Consider the following 18,354-nt stretch of genomic DNA (forward strand, 5'->3'; position numbering starts at 1 on the left):
TGGCGGAGTCGGCAGCGCCTGCCTACGGTGTTGTTGTCACGTTTCAACGAAGGGGCCGCGGATGCCGGTTCAGGGATCATCGGAGACGTCCGGCGCAGACGCGCGCGCGGCGGGCATCAAGGACGTCGCCGCGCTGGCCGGCGTGTCGCTCGGCACCGTGTCCAACGTACTCAACCGCCCGGACCGCGTCAGCCCCCGCACCCGGGCCAAGGTCGAGGCCGCGATGGCGGAGTTGCGGTTCGTCCGCAACGAGTCCGCGCGCCAGCTCCGGGCGGGCCGCAGCCGGATCGTCGGCTACGTGATGCTCGACGGGCGGAACCCGTTCTTCACCGACGTGGCCGCAGGCATCGAAGATGCCGCCGACGAGGCGGATCTCTCGTTGTTCCTGTGCAACAGCGACAACCAGCCCGAGCGTGAACGCGCTTACCTGAGCAGGCTCGAGGAGCAGCGTGTCCAGGGCATTCTCATCACGCCGATCGACCCGGACCTGCGCATGCTGGACGAAATGGCGTTGCGCGGCACCCCGATCGTGATCGTCGACCGCACGCGGGACACCGCCACGCACTGTTCGGTCGCGGTGGACGACGTGCACGGCGGCGAGATCGCGGTCAAGCACCTGATCGAGCGCGGGCACGAGCGGATCGCGTTCATCGGCCCCCCGCCGGAACTCGGTCAGGTACGGGACCGCAGGGACGGAGCGCTGCGCGCCCTGCGTGACGCGGGACTGGCCCGCGACCGCCTGGTCGACCTGACCACGAAGGCCCTCACGGTCGCCGACGGCCGCAACGCCGGTGAACGCCTGGCCGGGCTGCCCGCGTCGGTCCGCCCCACGGCCGCCTTCTGTGCCAACGACCTGCTCGCCCTCGGCCTGCTGCAGACCTCGGTGAGCCTGCGCCTGCGCGTCCCGGAGGATCTCGCGATCGTCGGCTACGACGACATCGACTTCGCCGGCGCGGCGGCGGTGCCCCTCACCTCGGTACGGCAGCCACGACACCAGCTCGGCCGGACCGCCGCCGAACTCCTCCTGCAGGAGACGACCGATCCCGGCCACGAGCACAAGCGCGTGGTGTTCACCCCCGAACTCGTGGTGCGGGCCTCGACTCAGCGAGGGCGCTAGACAGCGGCGCCCCCATTTGGTCTAGACCGGTAGCCGACTTTCGCCGGTCCCGCTCGTTCGCTGATCCTGGTAGGGTCTCCAAATTGAAAGGTTTCATTCACTGGTTGAACCAACTCCCTGCCGTTGCCATCGTCGCGTCCGCGACCGGAAACGGTCCCTCGTGAAACGTTGCAACCTCTCCCTTGCCGTTCTGGCGTTCACCACCGCGAAACGGAGTGAGCACGATGTGGCGCAACGAAGCACCACGCCCCCGCCGAGCACGGATCGCCGGCGCGCTCGCCCTCGCCGCCGTCCTGGCCGCCGTCCTGGCCGCGACGCAGGCGATTCCCGCCGTGGCATCGGCGGCGCCCTCTCCCGGCCCGTACCAGGCCGGTACCGCGAGCGCCCCGGATTCGCTGCGCGTCGACGGCCAGTCGTCCGGCGCGCTCGTCGATGCCGCGAACCCGAGGTTCTCCTGGGCCGTCAACGACACCGCGCGCGGTGAGGCACAGACCGCCTACGAACTCCGCGTCGATCCGGTCGCGACAGGCCCCGCGCCCCGGACGCCGGGCTGGGATTCGGGCCGGGTTTCCTCGGCCGAGTCCACCGGAATTCCCTACGCGGGACCGGCTTTGCTCAGTGACCGCACCTACCGATGGTCGGTGCGCACCTGGAACCGCGAAGGCCGGATGTCACCGTGGTCGGCACCCGCGTCCTTCGACACCGGACTGCTCGCCCCGTCCGATTGGTCGGCGTGGTGGCTTCAGGTCGGCGACGGCGCCCTCGTCCGCGGCGACTTCGACGTGACCAAGCCCGTGGCCAGAGCGCGGCTTTACTTCGGTGCGCAAGGCATCGTGGAGCCGCACCTCGACGGTGCGCGGGTGAACCCTGCCGAAGTGCTCGACTCGTCGGTGACCGACTACGCCTCGCGCGTGCTGTATCGCGACTTCGACGTGACCACCCTCCTCACCACCGGCCGCAACACGCTGTCGTTCATGGCGGGTAAGGGCCAGTATGCGGATCACCCGGCCTTCGTCGCGCAACTCGACATCACCTACGCCGACGGGAGCACCTCGCGCTTCGGCACCGATCCGGCCTGGAAGACCACTGCCGGGCCGGTGACCGGAGACGACTTCTATCGCGGCGAAACCTACGACGCACGCAAGGCGATCCCGGGCTGGGACACCGTCGGCTTCGACGACGGATCGTGGGCGGCCGCGCATGCCGTCGCGCCCGCCTCCCATCAGCAGAGCCTGGCGCGGGGAAAGCCGGTCACCGCACTGGATGCCACGATCTGCTGCGGCTGGTCGCCCGCCGCGCTGACCGACGGCATCGACGGGTCCAGTGACGCCTCCGAGGGCTACCACTCGGCGATAGTGTCCACATCGGACACTATCAAGTGGGTTCAGACCGACCTGGGCTCCGCTCAGCATGTTCGTGGCATCCGGCTGTTCCCGGCGCGGCCGACGAACGACGCGCACGGTGCCGACCTCATCGGTGCCGGCTTCCCCGTGCGGTACCAGGTCCAAACCAGTGATGACCCCACCTTCGCCACCGCGACCACGATCGTCGACCGGACCGGGGCCGATCAGGCCAACCCCGGCATCGCACCGGTGAGCCTGGACACCGACGTGACCGCCCGCTACATCCGTGTCATCGCGACGAACCTGGCCTGCACCGGCAACGGCTGTGACTTCCGGCTCGCCGAACTCGGCGTCTACGGGCCGGATCCGGCGATCACCGACAGCGGGGTCACCACGTTGCGGGCGGACCGGACTCCGCCGACCCGGGTGCTCACCACGCTGCCCGTCGTCACGGAAACCCGGCCCTCCCCCGGCCGGCGTGTGTACGACTTCGGGCAGAACCAGACCGGCCGGGTGACGATCTCGGCGACCGCGCCCGCCGGTACCACCGTGGACATCAGGAAAGGCGAAATACTCGACGGGGCCGGTGAGGTGTCGACAGCCAACATCAGCTTCGACCCCGGCGACCCGCCTCGGCAGACCGACCATTACACGTTCGCCGGCACGGGCACGGAGACCTACACGCCACACTTCCGCTACGACGGCTTCCGCTACGCCGAACTGACCGGACTGCCCGACGACGCCACGGTCGCCGTGACCGCCGAGGTCGTGCACACCGACGTCGCGACCACAGGCGATTTCCACACCTCCAACCCGTTGCTGAACAACATCCAGGACGCGGTGGCGCGGACACAGGTCAACGACCTGGAAACCATCCCGATGGACTGCCCCACCCGGGAAAAGCACGGCTGGCTCGGCGATGCCGGTGACACCGACCAGGAGGCGATGAGCAACTACGACATGGAGTCCTTCTACACCAAGTGGTTCGGCGACATCGCCACCAGTGCCAACCCTGACGGCAGTGTGCCGTCCGTGGCGCCGGTCAACGGCCAGGTCGGCGCGTGGCCCACCGATCCGGCGTGGGGAACGGCCTATCCGCAGATCCTCTGGGACTCCTATACCCAGTACGGAAACTCGCAGCCCGTGGTCGCCAACTACGCGCGGGTGAAGGCTTGGGTCGACTACCTCGGCACGATCAGCGACGCCGACCACATCGTCGTCAACGCCCCGACCTCGTACGGTGACGACTGGCTGTCCACTGTGATCACTCCGCACGACTACTTCCAAACCGGTTTCTACTACCTCGACGCGACCCTTTTGGCGAAGATGGCCACCGTGGTCGGCAACAGCGCCGACGCCACGCGTTACTCGTCGTTGGCGGGGCAGATCGCGGCAGGCTTCCTCAAGCGCTATTTCGACGCCGGCACGGGAGTCTTCGGGACCGGAACACAGTTGTCCTACGCGATGCCGCTGGTGCTGGGCCTCGTCCCGGCGAGTCACGAGCAGACGACCGTCGACCGCCTGGTCGCCGACATCACCGCGCACGGCAACCACGTCACGACGGGTTTCGTCGGTACCACTCTCGTCTACCAGGCTCTCGGGCGCTACGGCCGCGACGACATCGCGTTGGCGCTCGCCGAACGCACGGACTTCCCGAGTTTCGGGTACATGCTCGCCCAAGGCCCGGGCACGATCTGGGAGAAGTGGGTGAACTCCACGGCACCGGACGGTACCTCGTCCAAGGATCACATCGGTCTGGGCGGTTCGATCGGCCAGTGGTTCTACCAGCGGCTCGGGGGCATTCAGCCCGGCGCCGCCGGATATCGCACGGTGACCCTCGCACCCAGCGTCGTGGGTGACCTGACGGATGTCTCGGCCCGGCAGCGCACGGTGCGTGGTGTGGTCGAAAGTTCCTGGCAGCGCAACGGAACCACGCTCACCTATCACGCGAAGGTACCGGTCGGGACCACGGCCACGATCAAGCTGCCGTTGCTCGGCGGCCGGGGTTCGACGGTGCGGGAAAGCGGCCGCACGATCTTCGCCGGCGGCCGCCCCGGTCAGCCCGACGCCGGCCTCACGGTCGGCACCGCGACCGACGACACGCTGACGATGACCGCCGGTTCGGGCGACTACACCTTCACCGTCATGCCGCCCGGAAAGCCCTTCACGAAAACGACGCTGTCGGCCGGTGCCACGGCTCCTGTCACCGCCGGGTCCACGGGTGACGTCAACGTGGTGGTCGAGGGGCGTTCCACCGCCCCAGGCACAACCGCTATCGCGGCCACCGCCCCCACCGGCTGGACCGCTACCGTGTCGCCCGCACGGTTCCCGCTGACCCCCGCCACCATGGCGACCGACGCGACCGTGCACCTCGCGGTGCCCGCGGACACCCACGGCGGCGTGTATCCCGTCACCGTGACAACCCGTGCGCCCGACGGCACGACCGCGACCACGACCACCGACGTGCTCGTGTTCGGCAAGTGGGCAAGCGGCGCAACGGCTTCGGCGTCCAGCGAACACGGGCCCAACGTCGTCAACGGCGCGACGCGGACCTACATCGCCTCGAACGCGATCGACGGGAACCTCACCACATTCTGGAACGACGACACTCAGAACGCCTACCCCGACACGCTCACGATCACGGCACCGTCGGCGGTGACCCTGACCGGTGCCGGGTTCGCGTCCTTCCCCGACGGCGCGCCGGCCGCGTTCACGATCCAGACCTGGAACGGGACGCAGTGGGTGACCCAGGGCGACGTGTCCGGAAACCGGCAGCTCTACCGGTGGATCCCGTTCGCGGGCCCGGTCACGACCAGCCAGGTGCGCATCGTGGTCACGGCGACGCCGGACGGTTTCAGCCGGATCGCCGAGCTTACGCCGTGATTTCGTCCATTGTGGACACGGTCGGCGTTTCGCGGCTGAAGCCTGTTTGACAGGCCGGGACTTGACCGCCGCGGCGATGCCATGGGGCTGTTTTCACCCCTATAGCACGCGCCGCGGTGGTCACCGCCGGCCGTTTTCACTCTTTCCGGTGGTCTCTTCTTTACCTAGATCTAGGCCGTTCAATCGTTCGATAAAATCGAGGGCATGAGCGCGTCGACCGTCCCCACCCTGCCCGACTTCTCTGACCTGCGGGACCTGCCGGAGTTCCCTGGGATTCCGTCCAGCCGGTCAGGGATTCTGCGTCGGATGCGGCAGGTGCAGGCATGGGTGAACCGGTTGCAGGCCCACTATTTCGAGGCACTCGCCCATTTCACGCGTACTGCGGAGGAACCGGCGACGGTGCCACAGGAGGTGGCACTCGCGCTGGCCATCGGCAAACAGGCGGCACACCACCAGGTGGAGTTGGCCCAGGCGCTGACCACACGGCTGCCGCGCACGCTGGAGGCCATGCGGTGCGGCGAGATCGATGGGTACAAGGCGGCGAAAATCCACGAACCCACCGCGCTCCTGACCGATGCGGAAGCCCGCCAAGTCGACGCCGTGATGGCCACCCGCCTGGCCGGGAAAGACCCGGGCGGACTACGCCGGTCGGCGAATCGGGCGGTCGCGAGGATCGACCCGGAGGGCTATGCCGGGCGTTGCCGTGCCCGCCGTGTGCGGCGGAAGGTGGAACTGATTCCCTTGGATGAGGGGATGGTCCAGCTCTCCGGTGATCTCCCGGTGGAAATCGGTGTGGCTGCCTACCAGCGGATCGACCGGGAAGCCCGGCGCCGGAGGGTGCGAGACAAGACCCGGACGCTTGAGCAGCATCGGACGGACGTCTATGCGGAGTTGCTGCTCACCGAGCAGCGCGGCAGCGTGACGCCACCGCGTGCGGAAGTGTTCGTGTATATGGATGTGTTGACCTGGCTGGGTCTCAATGAGGACGTCGCGGAGTTGGGTGGGCAGGGAGTGATCCCCGCCTGGCTGGCACGCCAGATCGCCTACAGCGACAACGCGACGGTGCGGCGGGTTATCACGGATCCGGACACGGGGCAGATCGTGTCGGTGGGCCGCAATGCCTACCGGCCCCCGGCCGGGTTGGCCCGTCTGATTCGTGTGCGGGATCGGGAGTGTCGCCTGCCGGGCTGTTATCGTCCCTCCCAGGCCTGCGACATCGACCACAGCGAACAGTTGTACGCCCACGACGGCGAAACCGCCGACCAGAACCTCGTCGCACTCTGCCGAACCCACCATGGATTGAAGAACCGGCTCGGCTGGGGCTTCCACATCGACAAAAAGACCGGCCGCCTGACCGTGATCACCCCCACCGGCGACCACCACACCAGCGACCCACCACCACTCCACGAACCTCGACCACCGGAGACGCAAGCACCCGAAGCACAAACACCTGAACGCGACATTCCTCGGTCCACAGTGGATTCGTCCACAATAGAGGATTCCAGGGTAGCCGATTATCCGGGCAACCAGGCCGCGCTCGATAACGACGACGGCGGCGACACACCGCCGCAGTCGGACTCTCACCCCGGCGCCGACGAACCTCCACCGTTCTAGTTGTCGCGGGCCGTGACGTTGGTGTCGGCTCGCGGGACCTGACGCGAGGGGTGGGTCTTTCGGCGGCAGGGCAGCGACCAGGACCGGCGCAGCGCCCGCGGCAAAACCCGCGGCGGCCGGCCCCGCTACACCTACCTGCGCTCCGCCGTCGACGGCTACTCGAGACTGGCCCACACCGAAGCCCTGCCCTCAGTACCTCCGGGTGCTGAGCGGACTGATCACCGGGGAAGCCTTCGAGCCCGGATCACAGGAGGCGCAGCAGGACTACTGGATCACCCGTCGCGGCGGCGACGCGCAAGGCGCGGCCACCCGACGTTCCTCGCCTACGAGACGGGCATCGCCTCGTAGGCGAGGAAGGGCGTTCTCAGTCTCCCTCGACCGGACGGAAGCGGGGCAGCGCGCCCTCTCCGTAGGACTGGAAGACCAGCTCGACCGCCTGGCCGACGCTCACCGAGTCCGGATCGTCGGTCACGATGTTGGTCAGCATCCGCGGGCCCTCTTCGAGCTCGACGTAGGCGAGCACGTAGGGCAGCGCCTCGTTGAACGGTGGCATCGCCCCGCGTCGGACGGTGCTGTGGCTGTAGACCGTTCCGCGTCCGCTCGCCTCGATCCACTCGATTTCCCGCGAAAGGCAGGCTGGACACCAGCTTCGCGGGTACCAGATCACCGTCGCGCATTCGGTACAGCGGGGCAGCAGCATGCGTCCGGACGCGGTGGCGTCCCAGAACGGCTTGGTCTCCACCGTCACGATCGGCGCGGGAGTGGGCAGTGGGGCGCTCATGCGTCCTCCGTTCCGAGGATGACGGTGGCGGCGCCGGCCCGGGTGGCCAGTGAACCGCCGTTGCCGTGGGCGAGGGCGAGGCGGCAGTTGGGCACCTGCACCTCCGGGTTGGCCTCACCGCGCAACTGGCGGACCGCTTCGATCACCTTGGTCATTCCGCCCCGGTTGGCCGGGTGGTTGTTGCACAGACCGCCGCCGTCGGTGTTGAACGGCAGGCCACCGAAGGGCGCCTGCAACCGGCCGTCGCGCACGAACTGGCCGCCCTTGCCCTTCTCGCAGAAGCCGAGATCCTCCAGCGCGAGGAGAACCGTGATGGTGAACGAGTCGTAGATCGACACGTAGTCGATGTCGGACGGGGTGACGCCGGCTTCGGCGAAGGCGGCGGGCCCGGACCGGACGGCCGCGCTGTAGGTGAGGTCGACCGCGCCGTTCGAGCTGTGTTTCACCGCCTCGCCGTGCCCGAGCACCTTCACACACGTGCGGTCGAGGTCGCGTGCCACCTCCGGGCTGACGAGCACCAGCGCCCCGCCGCCGTCGGTCATCACGCAGGAATCCAGCCGGTGCAGCGGATCGGCCACCATCGGCGATTCCAGCACCTCTTCCACCGTGACCAGCTTGCGCAGCAACGCGTTCGGGTTGTACTGCGCGTGGTGCGAGGCGGCCACCTTGATCTCGGCCAGTTCGGCGCTGGTCGTGCCGAATTCGTACATGTGGCGGCGCGCGGCCAGCGCGTACTCACCGACGGTGTTGCCACCGAAAGGACGTTCGAAGCCGCTCTCCGGCGGCCCGTCGGGGCTCGAACCCCGTCCGCGCCCGGAGGCGGCCCGGCCCGCGAGCAGGATCAGCGCGACCTTGACCTTGCCCGCCGCGATCGCCTCCGCCGCATGGCCCACATGGGCCAGGTAGGACGACCCACCGGTGTCCGTACTGTCCACATGGGACACCTGGAGACCGAGGTACTCGGACAGGGAAAGCACGGACAGCCCACCGATGGTGACGTCACAGTAGAGCGCGTCGACGTCGGAAGCCCGCAGCCCCGCGTCGGCCAGCGCGCCGTGCGCCACGTCCGCGTAGATCTGGCCGATCGAAACATCGGGCAGCTTGCGTTTCGGGTGCTCATAAGCCCCCGCGATCAGGGCCCGGCCACGGATGCCCGTCATGAAGCCGCCTTGCCAGTGCCTGTCGCGAAAACTGTGCTTTTCATACGCGCTCCTCCTCGGAGTCGAGACGCCCGGTCGCCGATCCGGCGAAAACCGTGGTGCCTTCCTGATTGACCGTGTCGATGTCGAACCGGACCGATTCCGGGGTCACTTCCGCCACCGTCAGCCGCGCCCGGAGGGTGTCCCCGGGCCAGCTCGCCCCGACGAACCGGCCGCCGAACGAGGTCAGCCTGCCGTCGCCGAGGTAGTCGGTGATCGCCGTGCCGGTCATGTTCATCACCAGCAGCCCGTGCGCCCTCACGGACGGATTGCCCAGGACTGTTTCGTATACCTGGCCGACGGCGAGGTCCGCGGCCCGCAGCCCCATGGTCACTTCTCCTCTCCCGCGGTGCGCGCGCACGAGGCGTACTTGTTCACGTTATGCACATCATGTTCGCAGAACGAGCCTGGGTCAATCCTTGCCGGTAACATCACCATCGCCTTTGCGTACAACGTTTGAACATCACGTCTGTAATGTGAACTGCCCGACGCATCGACCATCAGCTGTCCCATCACACACATTCACCTCGTCAGGAAACGCCGACCGCGGCCCAGTCGAAATCGTTGAGGGCCGGGCCCTTCAGTCCGGAAACGCCGTTGCGGTAGGCGAAGTGGAACGTGGTGCTGCAGATGGGCACCATCGGCTGCCCCGCCTGATAAACGTCCGCGCTGATCTGCGCCAGCAGTGCTCCCCGGGCGTTGTCGTCGCTGCTTTGTTCCGCGTTCCGCAGCAGCTGGTCGACGGTGGGTGAGGAGAAGCCGCCCGGGTTGTTCACGCCGCCCTTGATGTAGGTGTCGGCGATGTAGATGATCGGGTCGGGCCGTGCCGTGGGGGTCAGCGACAGTGCCATGTCGAAGTTCCCCTTCAGGCGCTTCGAGGTGAGCGTGGCCTGGTCGAGCACCTCCACCTTGACCGGGATCCCGGCCGCGCCGAGTTCCGCCTGCAGGATGGAACCGAGCTGCTGCTGCTGCGTGCTGGAACTGACACTCAGGGTGAGCTGCGGAATCGCGCCGGCGTTCGCCTGCGTCACCAGGTCCTTCGACTGGGCCAGGTCGAACCCGAGCTTCGGGTCGTCCAGCGCGTCGTTGTGGCCGACGAAGCCCTTGCCGAACGGCTGCACCGTGGCCACGCAGGTACCCGAGGTCATGTTGTCCGAGATGGCCTGGCGGTCGATCGCGTGCCCGATCGCCTGGCGCACCTTGGGATTCGCCAGCACCGGGTTGCTCACGTTGAGTTGCAGTGCCCACAACGACGTGGTCGGCGTGGCGAGGACGTTCAGTCCCGCCTCCTTGGCCTGCTTGGCCTGCGCGGCCAGGATGCCGACCGCGTCGAGCTGGCCCGACTGCAGGCCACGGAACAACGTGTTGGCGTCGGGGTTGATGGTGAAGTCCAGCTCCTTGTTCTTCACCGTGTTCTTGGCCCAGTAGCCGTCCCACGCCTGGTAAGTGATCTGCCCCTGGACGTTCTTGACCACTTTGTACGGTCCGGCGCCGACCGGGTTGGTGCCGAGATCGCTCTTGTCCAGCGCCGTGGGGCTGATCATCATGCCCGCCTCACCGGCCAGCACACCGACCATCTGGGTCGCGGGGCCGGACAGGTTCAGCCGCACGTGCGTCGGGTCGACCACGTCGACGCTCTTGATCGGCGCCAGTTCCGCCGCGCGCAACGACCCCTTCGCCTGCGCCGCCGCGATGTCCTGTTTGACCGCGTTCGCGTCGAAGGCCGCGCCGTCCTGGAACTTCACCCCCTGGCGCAAAGTCATCGTGAGCACCGTGCCGCCGTCCGAGAAACTCCACTCGGTCGCCAGCCCCGGCTGGATCTTCCCGTCCGGCGTCCGCGTGATCAGGCTGTCGTACACCGGCTCCAGGAAGAGGGTGTCGAGGGTTCCGGACTTGCGCGGGTCCAGCGATGTGGGCTGGTACGTGCCGTAGCGCAGCACACCGCCCGAGCCGGACCCGGCGCTCTGCCCACCGGAGCCGCACGCGGCCAGCACGAGACAAGCCGCGACCGCCGCGCTCGCCCGGGTCCTGAGGGTGAATCTCATGGTTTGGCCCCTTTGCCAACTGTCTGATTCGAGTCCTTTGTGGCCAGTCGTTCGGCCGCCAGTTTCGCCGCCCACGCGCGGCTGACCTTGCCGGCGGGGCTGCGGGGAATCTCCGGGACGGTCACTACCGACCGCGGATACTTGTACCGGGCCAGACGGCCGTTCAGGTGGGCCGTGACCGTGTCACGGTCGACGGTCGCGCCCGGCGAAGGGGACACCACCGCGGTCACCGACGCTCCCCAGAGTTCGTCGGGGACGCCGACGACCACGACATCGGCGATCCCTGGGCAGTCGGCGAGGAGTGCTTCCACTTCTTCGGGGAAGACCTTTTCGCCGCCGGTGTTGATCACACCTTCCTTCCGGCCGATGAATTCGAGCGTGCCGTCCGCCGCGATCGACGCCAGGTCTCCCGGGACGCAGTGACGAACCCCGTCGAGACTGCGCCAGACGCGGCCGGTTCTCTCGGGATCGCCGAGATAACCGACCGCCTGGGCGCCTCGGCTGGCGAGGACGCCCACTTCACCGGACCCTGGCCGGACATCCCGGCCGTCCTCGGTGACCACCCGCGCGGTCGGCGCGAGGTGGAAGCGCGCGGCCTCGACGTCGTCTCCGCGCGAGACGATCGACAACCCGTAAGGGCCGCCTTCGGAGGCCGAGATCATGTCGAACAAGGAGACATCGGCGTAGTCGAGCAGCCCGCGTTTGACCGCGGGGGTCCACGCGACTCCGGCGCTGGAGATCCGGCGCAGGCTGCTCAGGTCGTAACCGCGGCCCTCCGCTTCGGCCGCCCTGAGTTCGGCCAGCAGCCGGGCGCCGAACGCGTCGCCGACGATCGCCAGGTCGGTCACCGACCGCCGGGCCACGGCCGACCACGCCTCACGGGCATCGAGCGTCTTGGACTCGCAGAACACGACGGTGCCGCCGACCTGAAGCGTGCGCAGGGCATTGAGCAAGCCGGTCCCGTGGATCAGGGGCGCCAGCGGCATCATCACCGGCAACGCGCGCTCGGCCCGCAAGCGGTCGATCAACGCGACCTGCTCCGGCCACGACCGCGGCCGGTCGACCTTGAGCAGGACGAAGACCGAGGAGATGATCTCCATGACCGCGGCGTGGTTCCACACGACCGCCTTGGGACGGCCGGTGGTGCCTCCGGTGAGGATGTAGAGCATCCGCTCCGCGCGGACCGGCTCCTCCACCGGCGTGGCCGACGCCATCAGGTCGTCGTAGCGCTCGGCTCCCTCGATCTCCTCCGCTCCCGTGTGGACAAGGACCTCGACGCCGGACGCGGCGACCGCCTTCGTCGCCTCGGCGGCCACCGACGGGTCGCAGACGAGGACCTTGGCGTCGATGTCGTTGAGCACATAGGCCATTTCCTCGGCCACATACCGGTAGTTGATGTTGGCCACGATCGCGCCGAGCTTGAACGCGGCGAGCACGCACTCCAGGTACTCCACCGAGTTGTAGAGGGCGAGCGCGACCACCGCGCCGGAGGAGATGCCGCGTTCCCGCCAGGCACCGGCCAGCCGGGCGCCGCGCGCATCCCACTCGGCGAAGGAAAGCGACTTCTCTCCACAGTGGACGGCCTTCGTGCTCGCCGGCAGATGCCGGGCGAGTTCGGCGATGGCGTCAGGGAAGCGTTCCAGCGGTGTGGTCGGCATTTCGTCCCCCGGCCCTATCCGTCGAGGCCGAGCAGGAAGGCGGGATTGACACAGGCCATCTGGTGCAGTTCCTCCGCCGTCAGGCCGAGTTCCAGCAAGATGCCGCCCACCCGCAGGAAGCCGTCGACCGGCATCGGCCGCCCCTTCTGACCGAGGTCCGAGGCGAGCACGGTCTTCGACGCGCCCACGGCACGGATCCAGTCCAGCAGATCGGCGGGATCCCACTTGATTTTGCCCGCGGGGTCATAGGCACCCAACTCGTGTTCGATGTAGACACCCATACCGGCCAGGCCGATACAGTCCTGCTGAGTCGCGCCGACGACGTGGTTGGGATGTGTCACCACCATCCGCTGGACCCCTCGCGCGGCTCCGGCCTCGAACACCCTCCGCGCTTCGGCGAAGCCGAGATGCCCGGAGGAAAGCAGGCAGTCGTTCTCCGCGATGAGGTCGAGCACTTCGTAGACCTCGTCGAGGAGCTTGCCGTCGTCGTCGGCGATCTCCACGATCCGGTTCGGCAACTCGACCGCCATCGGCGGGTTCTTCGGACCGTGCGCCACGTGCTGACGGCTGGAAAAGGTGGGAAACCAGACCGCCTTGCCTCCCATGCGCAGCGACATCGCGACCGCGTAGGGGTTGATCCCACCGACCTGCGCGTTGAGGGCGATTCCGCCGAAGGCCTTCGTTTCGTACTTCTCCAGGGCCGGGCGCATCGCCAGGAGGTCCATCACGGTGTTGTGGTGATGGGACTTCATCAGGATGGCGCGCATGCGCAGGCGGGCGCCGTCGGCCACCGCCTCGACGTGGTCGAACTCCCGCAACAACGGGTTCGGCCCCGAATGGCAGTGCAGATCGACCGCGCCGTAGAGCGCCTCCGCCGCCTCGCTGGTCACCGCCATCAGGCCCTGCCCCTTCCGGCCGTGACGACGGGAACCCCGTCTTCACCGGGAGGTGCCAGGTAGGGAATGTCGGTACGCCAGTCCGCCGGACCGTCGTAGGGGATCTTGACGTGCACCGGTTCGTAGACCGGCACGAAGTTGCCGTCGTAGGGGAAGCCGCAGAAGATGGCCGGGCGGAGCGCGTCCCAGCGGATCTTTCCGGCGGGGTCGTAGCAGTCCTCGTCGATCGAGACCGCGACCACCCGCCCGACCGCCATCAGCCGGTTCTCCCACTCGTGGATCCAGTCCACTTTGCACTCGAAGTGCGCCTTGCACTCGGCGATGCGCGGAGGCTTGACCTCCAGGGAAGGGATCGGGGTGAGGCCGGCCTTGTCCAGCTCGTTCACCTCGTGTTTGAAGGGAAGGCCGGCGACGCGCACCTTGCCGAGCATCGTTTCGTCGAACGGCACGACGTTGACCACCCATTCACCGGTGGCCTTGAGGTTCGCCGCGGTGTGCGAGTAGGCGCTCACCGTCACCGCGAAGGAAACCGGATCGTGGCAGACCCGGATGGCCGTGGCATGCGGGGCCGCGTTGACGAATCCGTCCTCGCTGACCGTGGTGTCGAGCACCAGGCACGAGCTGGGCGCGAACATCGCGTCCCACTGCTCGCGCGGGACCGTGATCTTGTTCTGGTTCATCGCGGGTACTCCTTTCTCCGACATCGCGCCCCGGCTCATGTCCACCCGAGCCAGTCGCTGACTGCCTTGCCCATCACCAGTTCGAGGTCTTCACCGTCCAAAAAGGTCAGTTCTTCGGTGAAATGGGTCACGGCCTGGCGGTAGTCGCAGGGCAACCGCGTGAGGTCACTGCCCCAGAAGACCCGCCTCGGACCGAAGGCGTCCACCACCCGCCGCACGCGGTCGCGCAGGGAGGGAAACGGGTACTCCTCGGAGGTCAGGCTGGGCACGCAGGTCGCCTTGACCGCGATATTGGCGAACTTCGCCACCTTGACCAGTTCGTCCAGTTCGGGGTCGACCTGTTCGTCGCGGAACCGGGGATGCACGGCCAGGTGGTCCAGGACCAGACGAAGGCCGGGATGCCGCTCGGCGACGTCGGCGACCTCGGGCAGGAATCCCGGCGGGTAGAGCATGACCGGCACGTTCGCCGCCTCGGCCGCGGCCCAGAACCACTCGCAGGTGCCGTCGCGCAGCCAGTTCATGGACTCGCCGAACCCGAAGGTGAGCCGGACGCCGAGCATTCCCGGGTTGTCACGCCAGCCCGCCACCGCCGCGGCGCCCGACGGGTCGGTCAGGTCGATGCGGCCCATCACCCGGAACCGGTCCGGATGAGCGGCCGCCGCGGCCAGACAGAAGTCGTTGCGGTCGCCCTCGAACGAAGGAGGGACCAAGATGGCCCGGTCCACGCCCGCCGGAAGCATCCGTTCCAGCAGTTCCTCCGCCGAAAACGGCGGCCCCTGCGGGCGCGGGCGGGTCGCCGGTGGCGGCCAGGGCCGCTCCGGCGTCTCCGGGGCCCACACGTGTACCTGCGCGTCGGTGACCAACATCGTGCGTGCTCCTATTCGAACAAGCCGGGTTGGGCGGCGGCCAGTTTGATCAGGCCCCCGGCCTCGAGCATCTGGAGCAGGAAATCGGGCGCGGCCGGGGAGGTGCGCACCGCGCCGGTGGTGAGGTTGCGGAACTCTCCGGAGGAGATGTCCACGCTCACCTCGTCACCGTCGGAGACCAGGCCGGTCACCCCGTCCACGGCGAGCGCGGGCAGGCCGATTTCGAAACAGTTGCGGTAGAAGGTGCGCGCGAAGGTGTCCGCGACGACGCAGCCGATTCCCGTGGCCTGAAGCGCTTTCGTGGCGATCGCGCGTCCGGACGACTGTCCGAAGTGGCGTCCGGCGATCACGATGTCACCGGGCTGGACCGAACGCGGGAATTCCGGGTTGAGATCCTCCAGGACGTGCTTGACGATCTCTTCCATCGGCTCCAGCACGTACTTCGACTTCACCAGCCGGTCGGTGGGGATGTTGTCGCCGAACTTCCAGCACCTGCCCGTGAACTTCATCGCTGTTTCTCCGCAAGTTTGCGCGCCCCCGCGATCGTGTCGACAGGGCGCTCCTTACCGACACACCTCACGTCGAGCGGATGGGCGCCCTGCCGCCCCGATGAGGGGGTCTGGGGGCTTGCCCCCAGCGGGGGGTGCGGGGGGCCGTGCCCCCCACAGAACAGCGGAAGGAAAGGGCGCGCTCTTTGGTCACCTCGACAGCCGCGAGTTGACACCATCATCAGTTTCCCTTCAGTCCGGCGGGATCGGTCACCACGCCGGCGACCGCGGACGCGGTGACCGAGGCGGCCGAGGCCAGATACATCTCCGCGTCCGGGCTGCCGTTGCGTCCCGGGAAGTTGCGCGAGTGCGTGGAGATCATCGTCTCGCCCGGTGCCATCGCGCCCATGTTGTAGGCCTGGTTGCCACCGGTGCTCGGCGGGAACCAGGTGGCGCCCGCCTCGTGCAACGCGGAGACCAGTCCTTCGCTCAGCGCTTCGCTGAACACCTCACGGCTGGACGGCACGATGTTGAACCGCACGGACGGGTTCACCCGCTGCCCGTCCAGAATCTTCGCGGCGATCCGGATGTCCTCCAGCCGCCCTCCGCCGTGTCCGCCCAGTTCGGCCCAGCCCAGCGGTTTCCCGGCGACCGAGGAGACCGGCTTGACGTTGCCCACCGTCGGCGGGCAGGCGATCTGCGGTTCCACTTCGCCGACGTCGAACCTCAGCACCTTGGCGGCTTCTTTCCCGTCACTGCGCGGAAAATCCGCGGGCATGGCACCGGGCAGCGACCGCACGTACGCCTCGCTGACGGCGTCCGGTTCGACGAAGCTGCACTTCGCGCCGAGGTCCACACACAACAGCGGGAACAGCCAGCGGTCCCAGAACCCCAATTGTTCGAGGTAGGGCCCCGCGAACTCGACCGCGGCATAGTTCAGTTCGCCCTCACCGATCTGCCCGACCAGCCACAGCGCGATATCGCGCGCCGTGGTCTCCGGGCGCGTCCGGCCGTGCAGTTCGACGCGCACCGTCTCCGGCACCTTGAACCACGCCTTCCCGAAGGGCAGCACGGTCCCGGCGTGGGAGTCGTTGCCGAGCGCGACCGCGAACGCGCCCACCGTGCCGTGCACCGGGGTGTGGCTGTCGGACCCGACGACGATCATGCCGGGCTTCACCAGCCCCCGTCGCACCAGCACGTGGTGCAGGTTGCCGTTGCCGCAGTCGAACAGGTGGATACCGTGCCTGCGCGCCCATTCCCGGTTGAACTCCAGCACCGACGCCTGTTGCTCGGTGGGCGGCGAGAAGTGATGGTCGAACACCATCACCACGCGGTCCGGGTCCTTGATCTTCGCGCCGTCCTGCTTGTCGAACACGCGCGCGGTGAGATAGCCCGAAAGGTCGTGCATGATCAGGCGGTCCACGTTGGCGATCACGATTTCGCCGGGCTCGACCGAGGCGCGGCCGCTCGCGCGGGCCAGGATCTTTTCGACGATGTTCACCGGGCCACCGCCGCGGCCACCTCGGCCGGGTGGGTGATGCTGCCCCGGATCGCGGTCGCCGCGGCCGTCGCCGGGCTGCCCAGGTAGATCTTGGAGTCGTAGCTGCCCATCCGGCCCTGGAAGTTCCGGTTGGCGGTGGAGAAGGTCACCTCGCCGTCGGCCATCGCGCCACCGTTGCCGGCGCAGGCCCCGCAACCCGGGTTCGTGATCATCGCACCGGAGTCGATGAGGGTGGCCAGCACACCGGTCGACGCGGCCTTCGCCATCACCTCGGCCGAGGCCGGCGTGACGATCAACCGCACCCCGCTCGCGACCCGGTGGCCCGCGAGCACTTCGGCGGCGATCATCAGATCGTCGTACTTGGCGTTCGCGCAGGAACCGATGAAGACCTGGTCCACCTTGGTCCCGGAGACTTCCTCGATTCCCACCACGTTGTCGACCGTGTGCGGCGCCGCGACCTGCGGGGAAAGCCGCGACCCGTCGATGGTCACCGTCCGCGCGTATTCCGCTCCGGGATCGGGCAGCAGGACCTCGTAGCTTCCCGGATCGGCACCCGCTTCCCCGAGGTAGTCCAGGGTCTTCTCGTCGGGGGCCACGAACGCGTTCTTCGCGCCCATCTCCATCGCGAGGTTACAGAAGGTCATGCGTTCCGAAACCGACATGGACCGCGTGAAAGACCCACCGAACTCGACGGAGCAGTACGTCGCGCCGTCCGCGCCGAGGTCGCCGATCAGCCGCAGCATCAGGTCCTTCGGGTAGGTACCGGGCGGCAGAATCCCGTCCACGTCGATCTTGATGCTCTGCGGCACCTTCATCCACAGCTTGCCGGTCACCCACGCCGCGGTGATCTCACTGAACCCGACACCGGTGCCGAACGCGCCGAGCGCGCCGTAGATCGTCGAATGCGAGTCGGTGCCGATGATCAGCTGGCCCGGTTTGACCAGGCCGTTCTCCATCAGCACGATGTGCGCGATGCCGGCGTTGACGTCGAAGAAGTTCTTCACGCCGTGCCGGCGCGCGAACTCCCGGCAGAGCTGGTGGTCGGCCGCCGTTTTCGCGGTCTGCGCCGGCGAAATGTGGTCCATCACCATCGCGATGCGGTCCACGTCGAACAGTTCGTCGACGCCCATTCGCTCCAGGGTCCGGATACACCGCCAGCTCGCCGTGTGGCTCATGTAGAGGTCGGGGAAGGCGTCGACGATCCGGCCCGGTTCGAGGTCGCTCTCGCCCGAGGCACGCTCGAGCGCCTTCTGCGCGAAGGTCTTGTTCATGCTTTTGCCGTC

At 68.0% G+C, this 18,354-nt stretch carries 14 protein-coding genes; 3 read left to right on the forward strand and 11 right to left on the reverse strand.

Going from position 1 to position 18,354, the window contains the following annotated elements; all coding sequences use genetic code 11:
- Positions 1 to 61: 61 nt before the first annotated feature.
- The 3 genes from ACFSXZ_RS05890 (at position 62) to ACFSXZ_RS05900 (ending at position 6,957) form a co-directional block, all read left to right on the forward strand.
- Entirely contained in the window at positions 62 to 1,117 is a 1,056-nt protein-coding gene (locus tag ACFSXZ_RS05890; protein WP_378262034.1) for a LacI family DNA-binding transcriptional regulator, read from the forward strand.
- A gap of 224 nt (positions 1,118 to 1,341) precedes the next feature.
- Positions 1,342 to 5,343: a family 78 glycoside hydrolase catalytic domain gene (locus ACFSXZ_RS05895; protein WP_378262036.1), complete on the forward strand. Its 4,002-nt coding sequence runs from the start codon at positions 1,342 to 1,344 to the stop codon at positions 5,341 to 5,343.
- Between the two features lie 204 nt (positions 5,344 to 5,547).
- Positions 5,548 to 6,957: an HNH endonuclease signature motif containing protein gene (locus tag ACFSXZ_RS05900; RefSeq protein ID WP_378262038.1), complete on the forward strand. Its 1,410-nt coding sequence runs from the start codon at positions 5,548 to 5,550 to the stop codon at positions 6,955 to 6,957.
- Between the two features lie 364 nt (positions 6,958 to 7,321).
- On the opposite strand, the gene ACFSXZ_RS05905 is transcribed toward ACFSXZ_RS05900, so the two are convergent.
- From ACFSXZ_RS05905 to ACFSXZ_RS05955, 11 genes are all read right to left on the reverse strand, one after another.
- Entirely contained in the window at positions 7,322 to 7,738 is a 417-nt protein-coding gene (locus ACFSXZ_RS05905) for a Zn-ribbon domain-containing OB-fold protein (protein ID WP_378262040.1), read from the reverse strand.
- Positions 7,735 to 8,898, reverse strand: coding sequence for a thiolase domain-containing protein (locus tag ACFSXZ_RS05910; RefSeq protein WP_378262042.1), 1,164 nt, complete (start codon positions 8,896 to 8,898; stop codon positions 7,735 to 7,737). The genes ACFSXZ_RS05905 and ACFSXZ_RS05910 overlap by 4 nt, the downstream gene beginning before the upstream one ends.
- Positions 8,899 to 8,938: 40 nt before the next feature.
- Positions 8,939 to 9,265, reverse strand: coding sequence for a hypothetical protein (locus ACFSXZ_RS05915; protein ID WP_378262044.1), 327 nt, complete (start codon positions 9,263 to 9,265; stop codon positions 8,939 to 8,941).
- A gap of 202 nt (positions 9,266 to 9,467) precedes the next feature.
- Positions 9,468 to 10,982: an ABC transporter substrate-binding protein gene (locus ACFSXZ_RS05920; RefSeq protein WP_378262046.1), complete on the reverse strand. Its 1,515-nt coding sequence runs from the start codon at positions 10,980 to 10,982 to the stop codon at positions 9,468 to 9,470.
- Positions 10,979 to 12,640 carry an AMP-binding protein gene (locus tag ACFSXZ_RS05925; protein WP_378262048.1) on the reverse strand — a complete coding sequence of 554 codons (1,662 nt, stop codon included), beginning with the start codon at positions 12,638 to 12,640 and terminating at the stop codon, positions 10,979 to 10,981. Before ACFSXZ_RS05925 ends, ACFSXZ_RS05920 begins: the two co-directional genes overlap by 4 nt.
- Before the next feature lie 14 nt (positions 12,641 to 12,654).
- Positions 12,655 to 13,536, reverse strand: a complete 882-nt coding sequence (locus ACFSXZ_RS05930) for a DUF6282 family protein (RefSeq protein ID WP_378262050.1) — start codon at positions 13,534 to 13,536, stop codon at positions 12,655 to 12,657.
- Positions 13,536 to 14,216, reverse strand: a complete 681-nt coding sequence (locus tag ACFSXZ_RS05935; RefSeq protein WP_378262052.1) for a flavin reductase family protein — start codon at positions 14,214 to 14,216, stop codon at positions 13,536 to 13,538. Before ACFSXZ_RS05935 ends, ACFSXZ_RS05930 begins: the two co-directional genes overlap by 1 nt.
- A gap of 35 nt (positions 14,217 to 14,251) precedes the next feature.
- Positions 14,252 to 15,082 (reverse strand): amidohydrolase family protein, encoded by an 831-nt coding sequence (locus ACFSXZ_RS05940; RefSeq protein WP_378262054.1) that lies wholly within the window; start codon positions 15,080 to 15,082, stop codon positions 14,252 to 14,254.
- Positions 15,083 to 15,093: 11 nt separating this feature from the next.
- On the reverse strand, positions 15,094 to 15,591 hold the full coding sequence (locus ACFSXZ_RS05945) for a LeuD/DmdB family oxidoreductase small subunit (protein WP_378262056.1): 498 nt from the start codon (positions 15,589 to 15,591) through the stop codon (positions 15,094 to 15,096).
- Between the two features lie 220 nt (positions 15,592 to 15,811).
- Positions 15,812 to 17,071 (reverse strand): aconitase family protein, encoded by a 1,260-nt coding sequence (locus tag ACFSXZ_RS05950; RefSeq protein WP_378262058.1) that lies wholly within the window; start codon positions 17,069 to 17,071, stop codon positions 15,812 to 15,814.
- A complete protein-coding gene (locus ACFSXZ_RS05955; protein WP_378262060.1) occupies positions 17,068 to 18,342 on the reverse strand; it encodes an aconitase/3-isopropylmalate dehydratase large subunit family protein in 1,275 nt (424 codons plus the stop codon). The genes ACFSXZ_RS05950 and ACFSXZ_RS05955 overlap by 4 nt, the downstream gene beginning before the upstream one ends.
- Positions 18,343 to 18,354: the final 12 nt, after the last annotated feature.

This window comes from Amycolatopsis pigmentata (assembly GCF_042684065.1).
Classification (GTDB): domain Bacteria; phylum Actinomycetota; class Actinomycetes; order Mycobacteriales; family Pseudonocardiaceae; genus Amycolatopsis_E; species Amycolatopsis_E pigmentata.

What these genes read in the sequence shown, in the direction of transcription:
- ACFSXZ_RS05940 (WP_378262054.1), bottom strand. Translation starts at nt 15,082, where the DNA reads ATGTTGGTCACCGACGCGCAGGTACACGTGTGGGCCCCGGAGACGCCG.
- ACFSXZ_RS05895 (WP_378262036.1), top strand. Translation starts at nt 1,342, where the DNA reads ATGTGGCGCAACGAAGCACCACGCCCCCGCCGAGCACGGATCGCCGGC.
- ACFSXZ_RS05890 (WP_378262034.1), top strand. Translation starts at nt 62, where the DNA reads ATGCCGGTTCAGGGATCATCGGAGACGTCCGGCGCAGACGCGCGCGCG.
- ACFSXZ_RS05900 (WP_378262038.1), top strand. Translation starts at nt 5,548, where the DNA reads ATGAGCGCGTCGACCGTCCCCACCCTGCCCGACTTCTCTGACCTGCGG.
- ACFSXZ_RS05955 (WP_378262060.1), bottom strand. Translation starts at nt 18,342, where the DNA reads ATGAACAAGACCTTCGCGCAGAAGGCGCTCGAGCGTGCCTCGGGCGAG.
- ACFSXZ_RS05920 (WP_378262046.1), bottom strand. Translation starts at nt 10,982, where the DNA reads ATGAGATTCACCCTCAGGACCCGGGCGAGCGCGGCGGTCGCGGCTTGT.
- ACFSXZ_RS05935 (WP_378262052.1), bottom strand. Translation starts at nt 14,216, where the DNA reads ATGAACCAGAACAAGATCACGGTCCCGCGCGAGCAGTGGGACGCGATG.
- ACFSXZ_RS05915 (WP_378262044.1), bottom strand. Translation starts at nt 9,265, where the DNA reads ATGGGGCTGCGGGCCGCGGACCTCGCCGTCGGCCAGGTATACGAAACA.
- ACFSXZ_RS05905 (WP_378262040.1), bottom strand. Translation starts at nt 7,738, where the DNA reads ATGAGCGCCCCACTGCCCACTCCCGCGCCGATCGTGACGGTGGAGACC.
- ACFSXZ_RS05925 (WP_378262048.1), bottom strand. Translation starts at nt 12,640, where the DNA reads ATGCCGACCACACCGCTGGAACGCTTCCCTGACGCCATCGCCGAACTC.
- ACFSXZ_RS05910 (WP_378262042.1), bottom strand. Translation starts at nt 8,898, where the DNA reads ATGACGGGCATCCGTGGCCGGGCCCTGATCGCGGGGGCTTATGAGCAC.
- ACFSXZ_RS05930 (WP_378262050.1), bottom strand. Translation starts at nt 13,536, where the DNA reads ATGGCGGTGACCAGCGAGGCGGCGGAGGCGCTCTACGGCGCGGTCGAT.
- ACFSXZ_RS05945 (WP_378262056.1), bottom strand. Translation starts at nt 15,591, where the DNA reads ATGAAGTTCACGGGCAGGTGCTGGAAGTTCGGCGACAACATCCCCACC.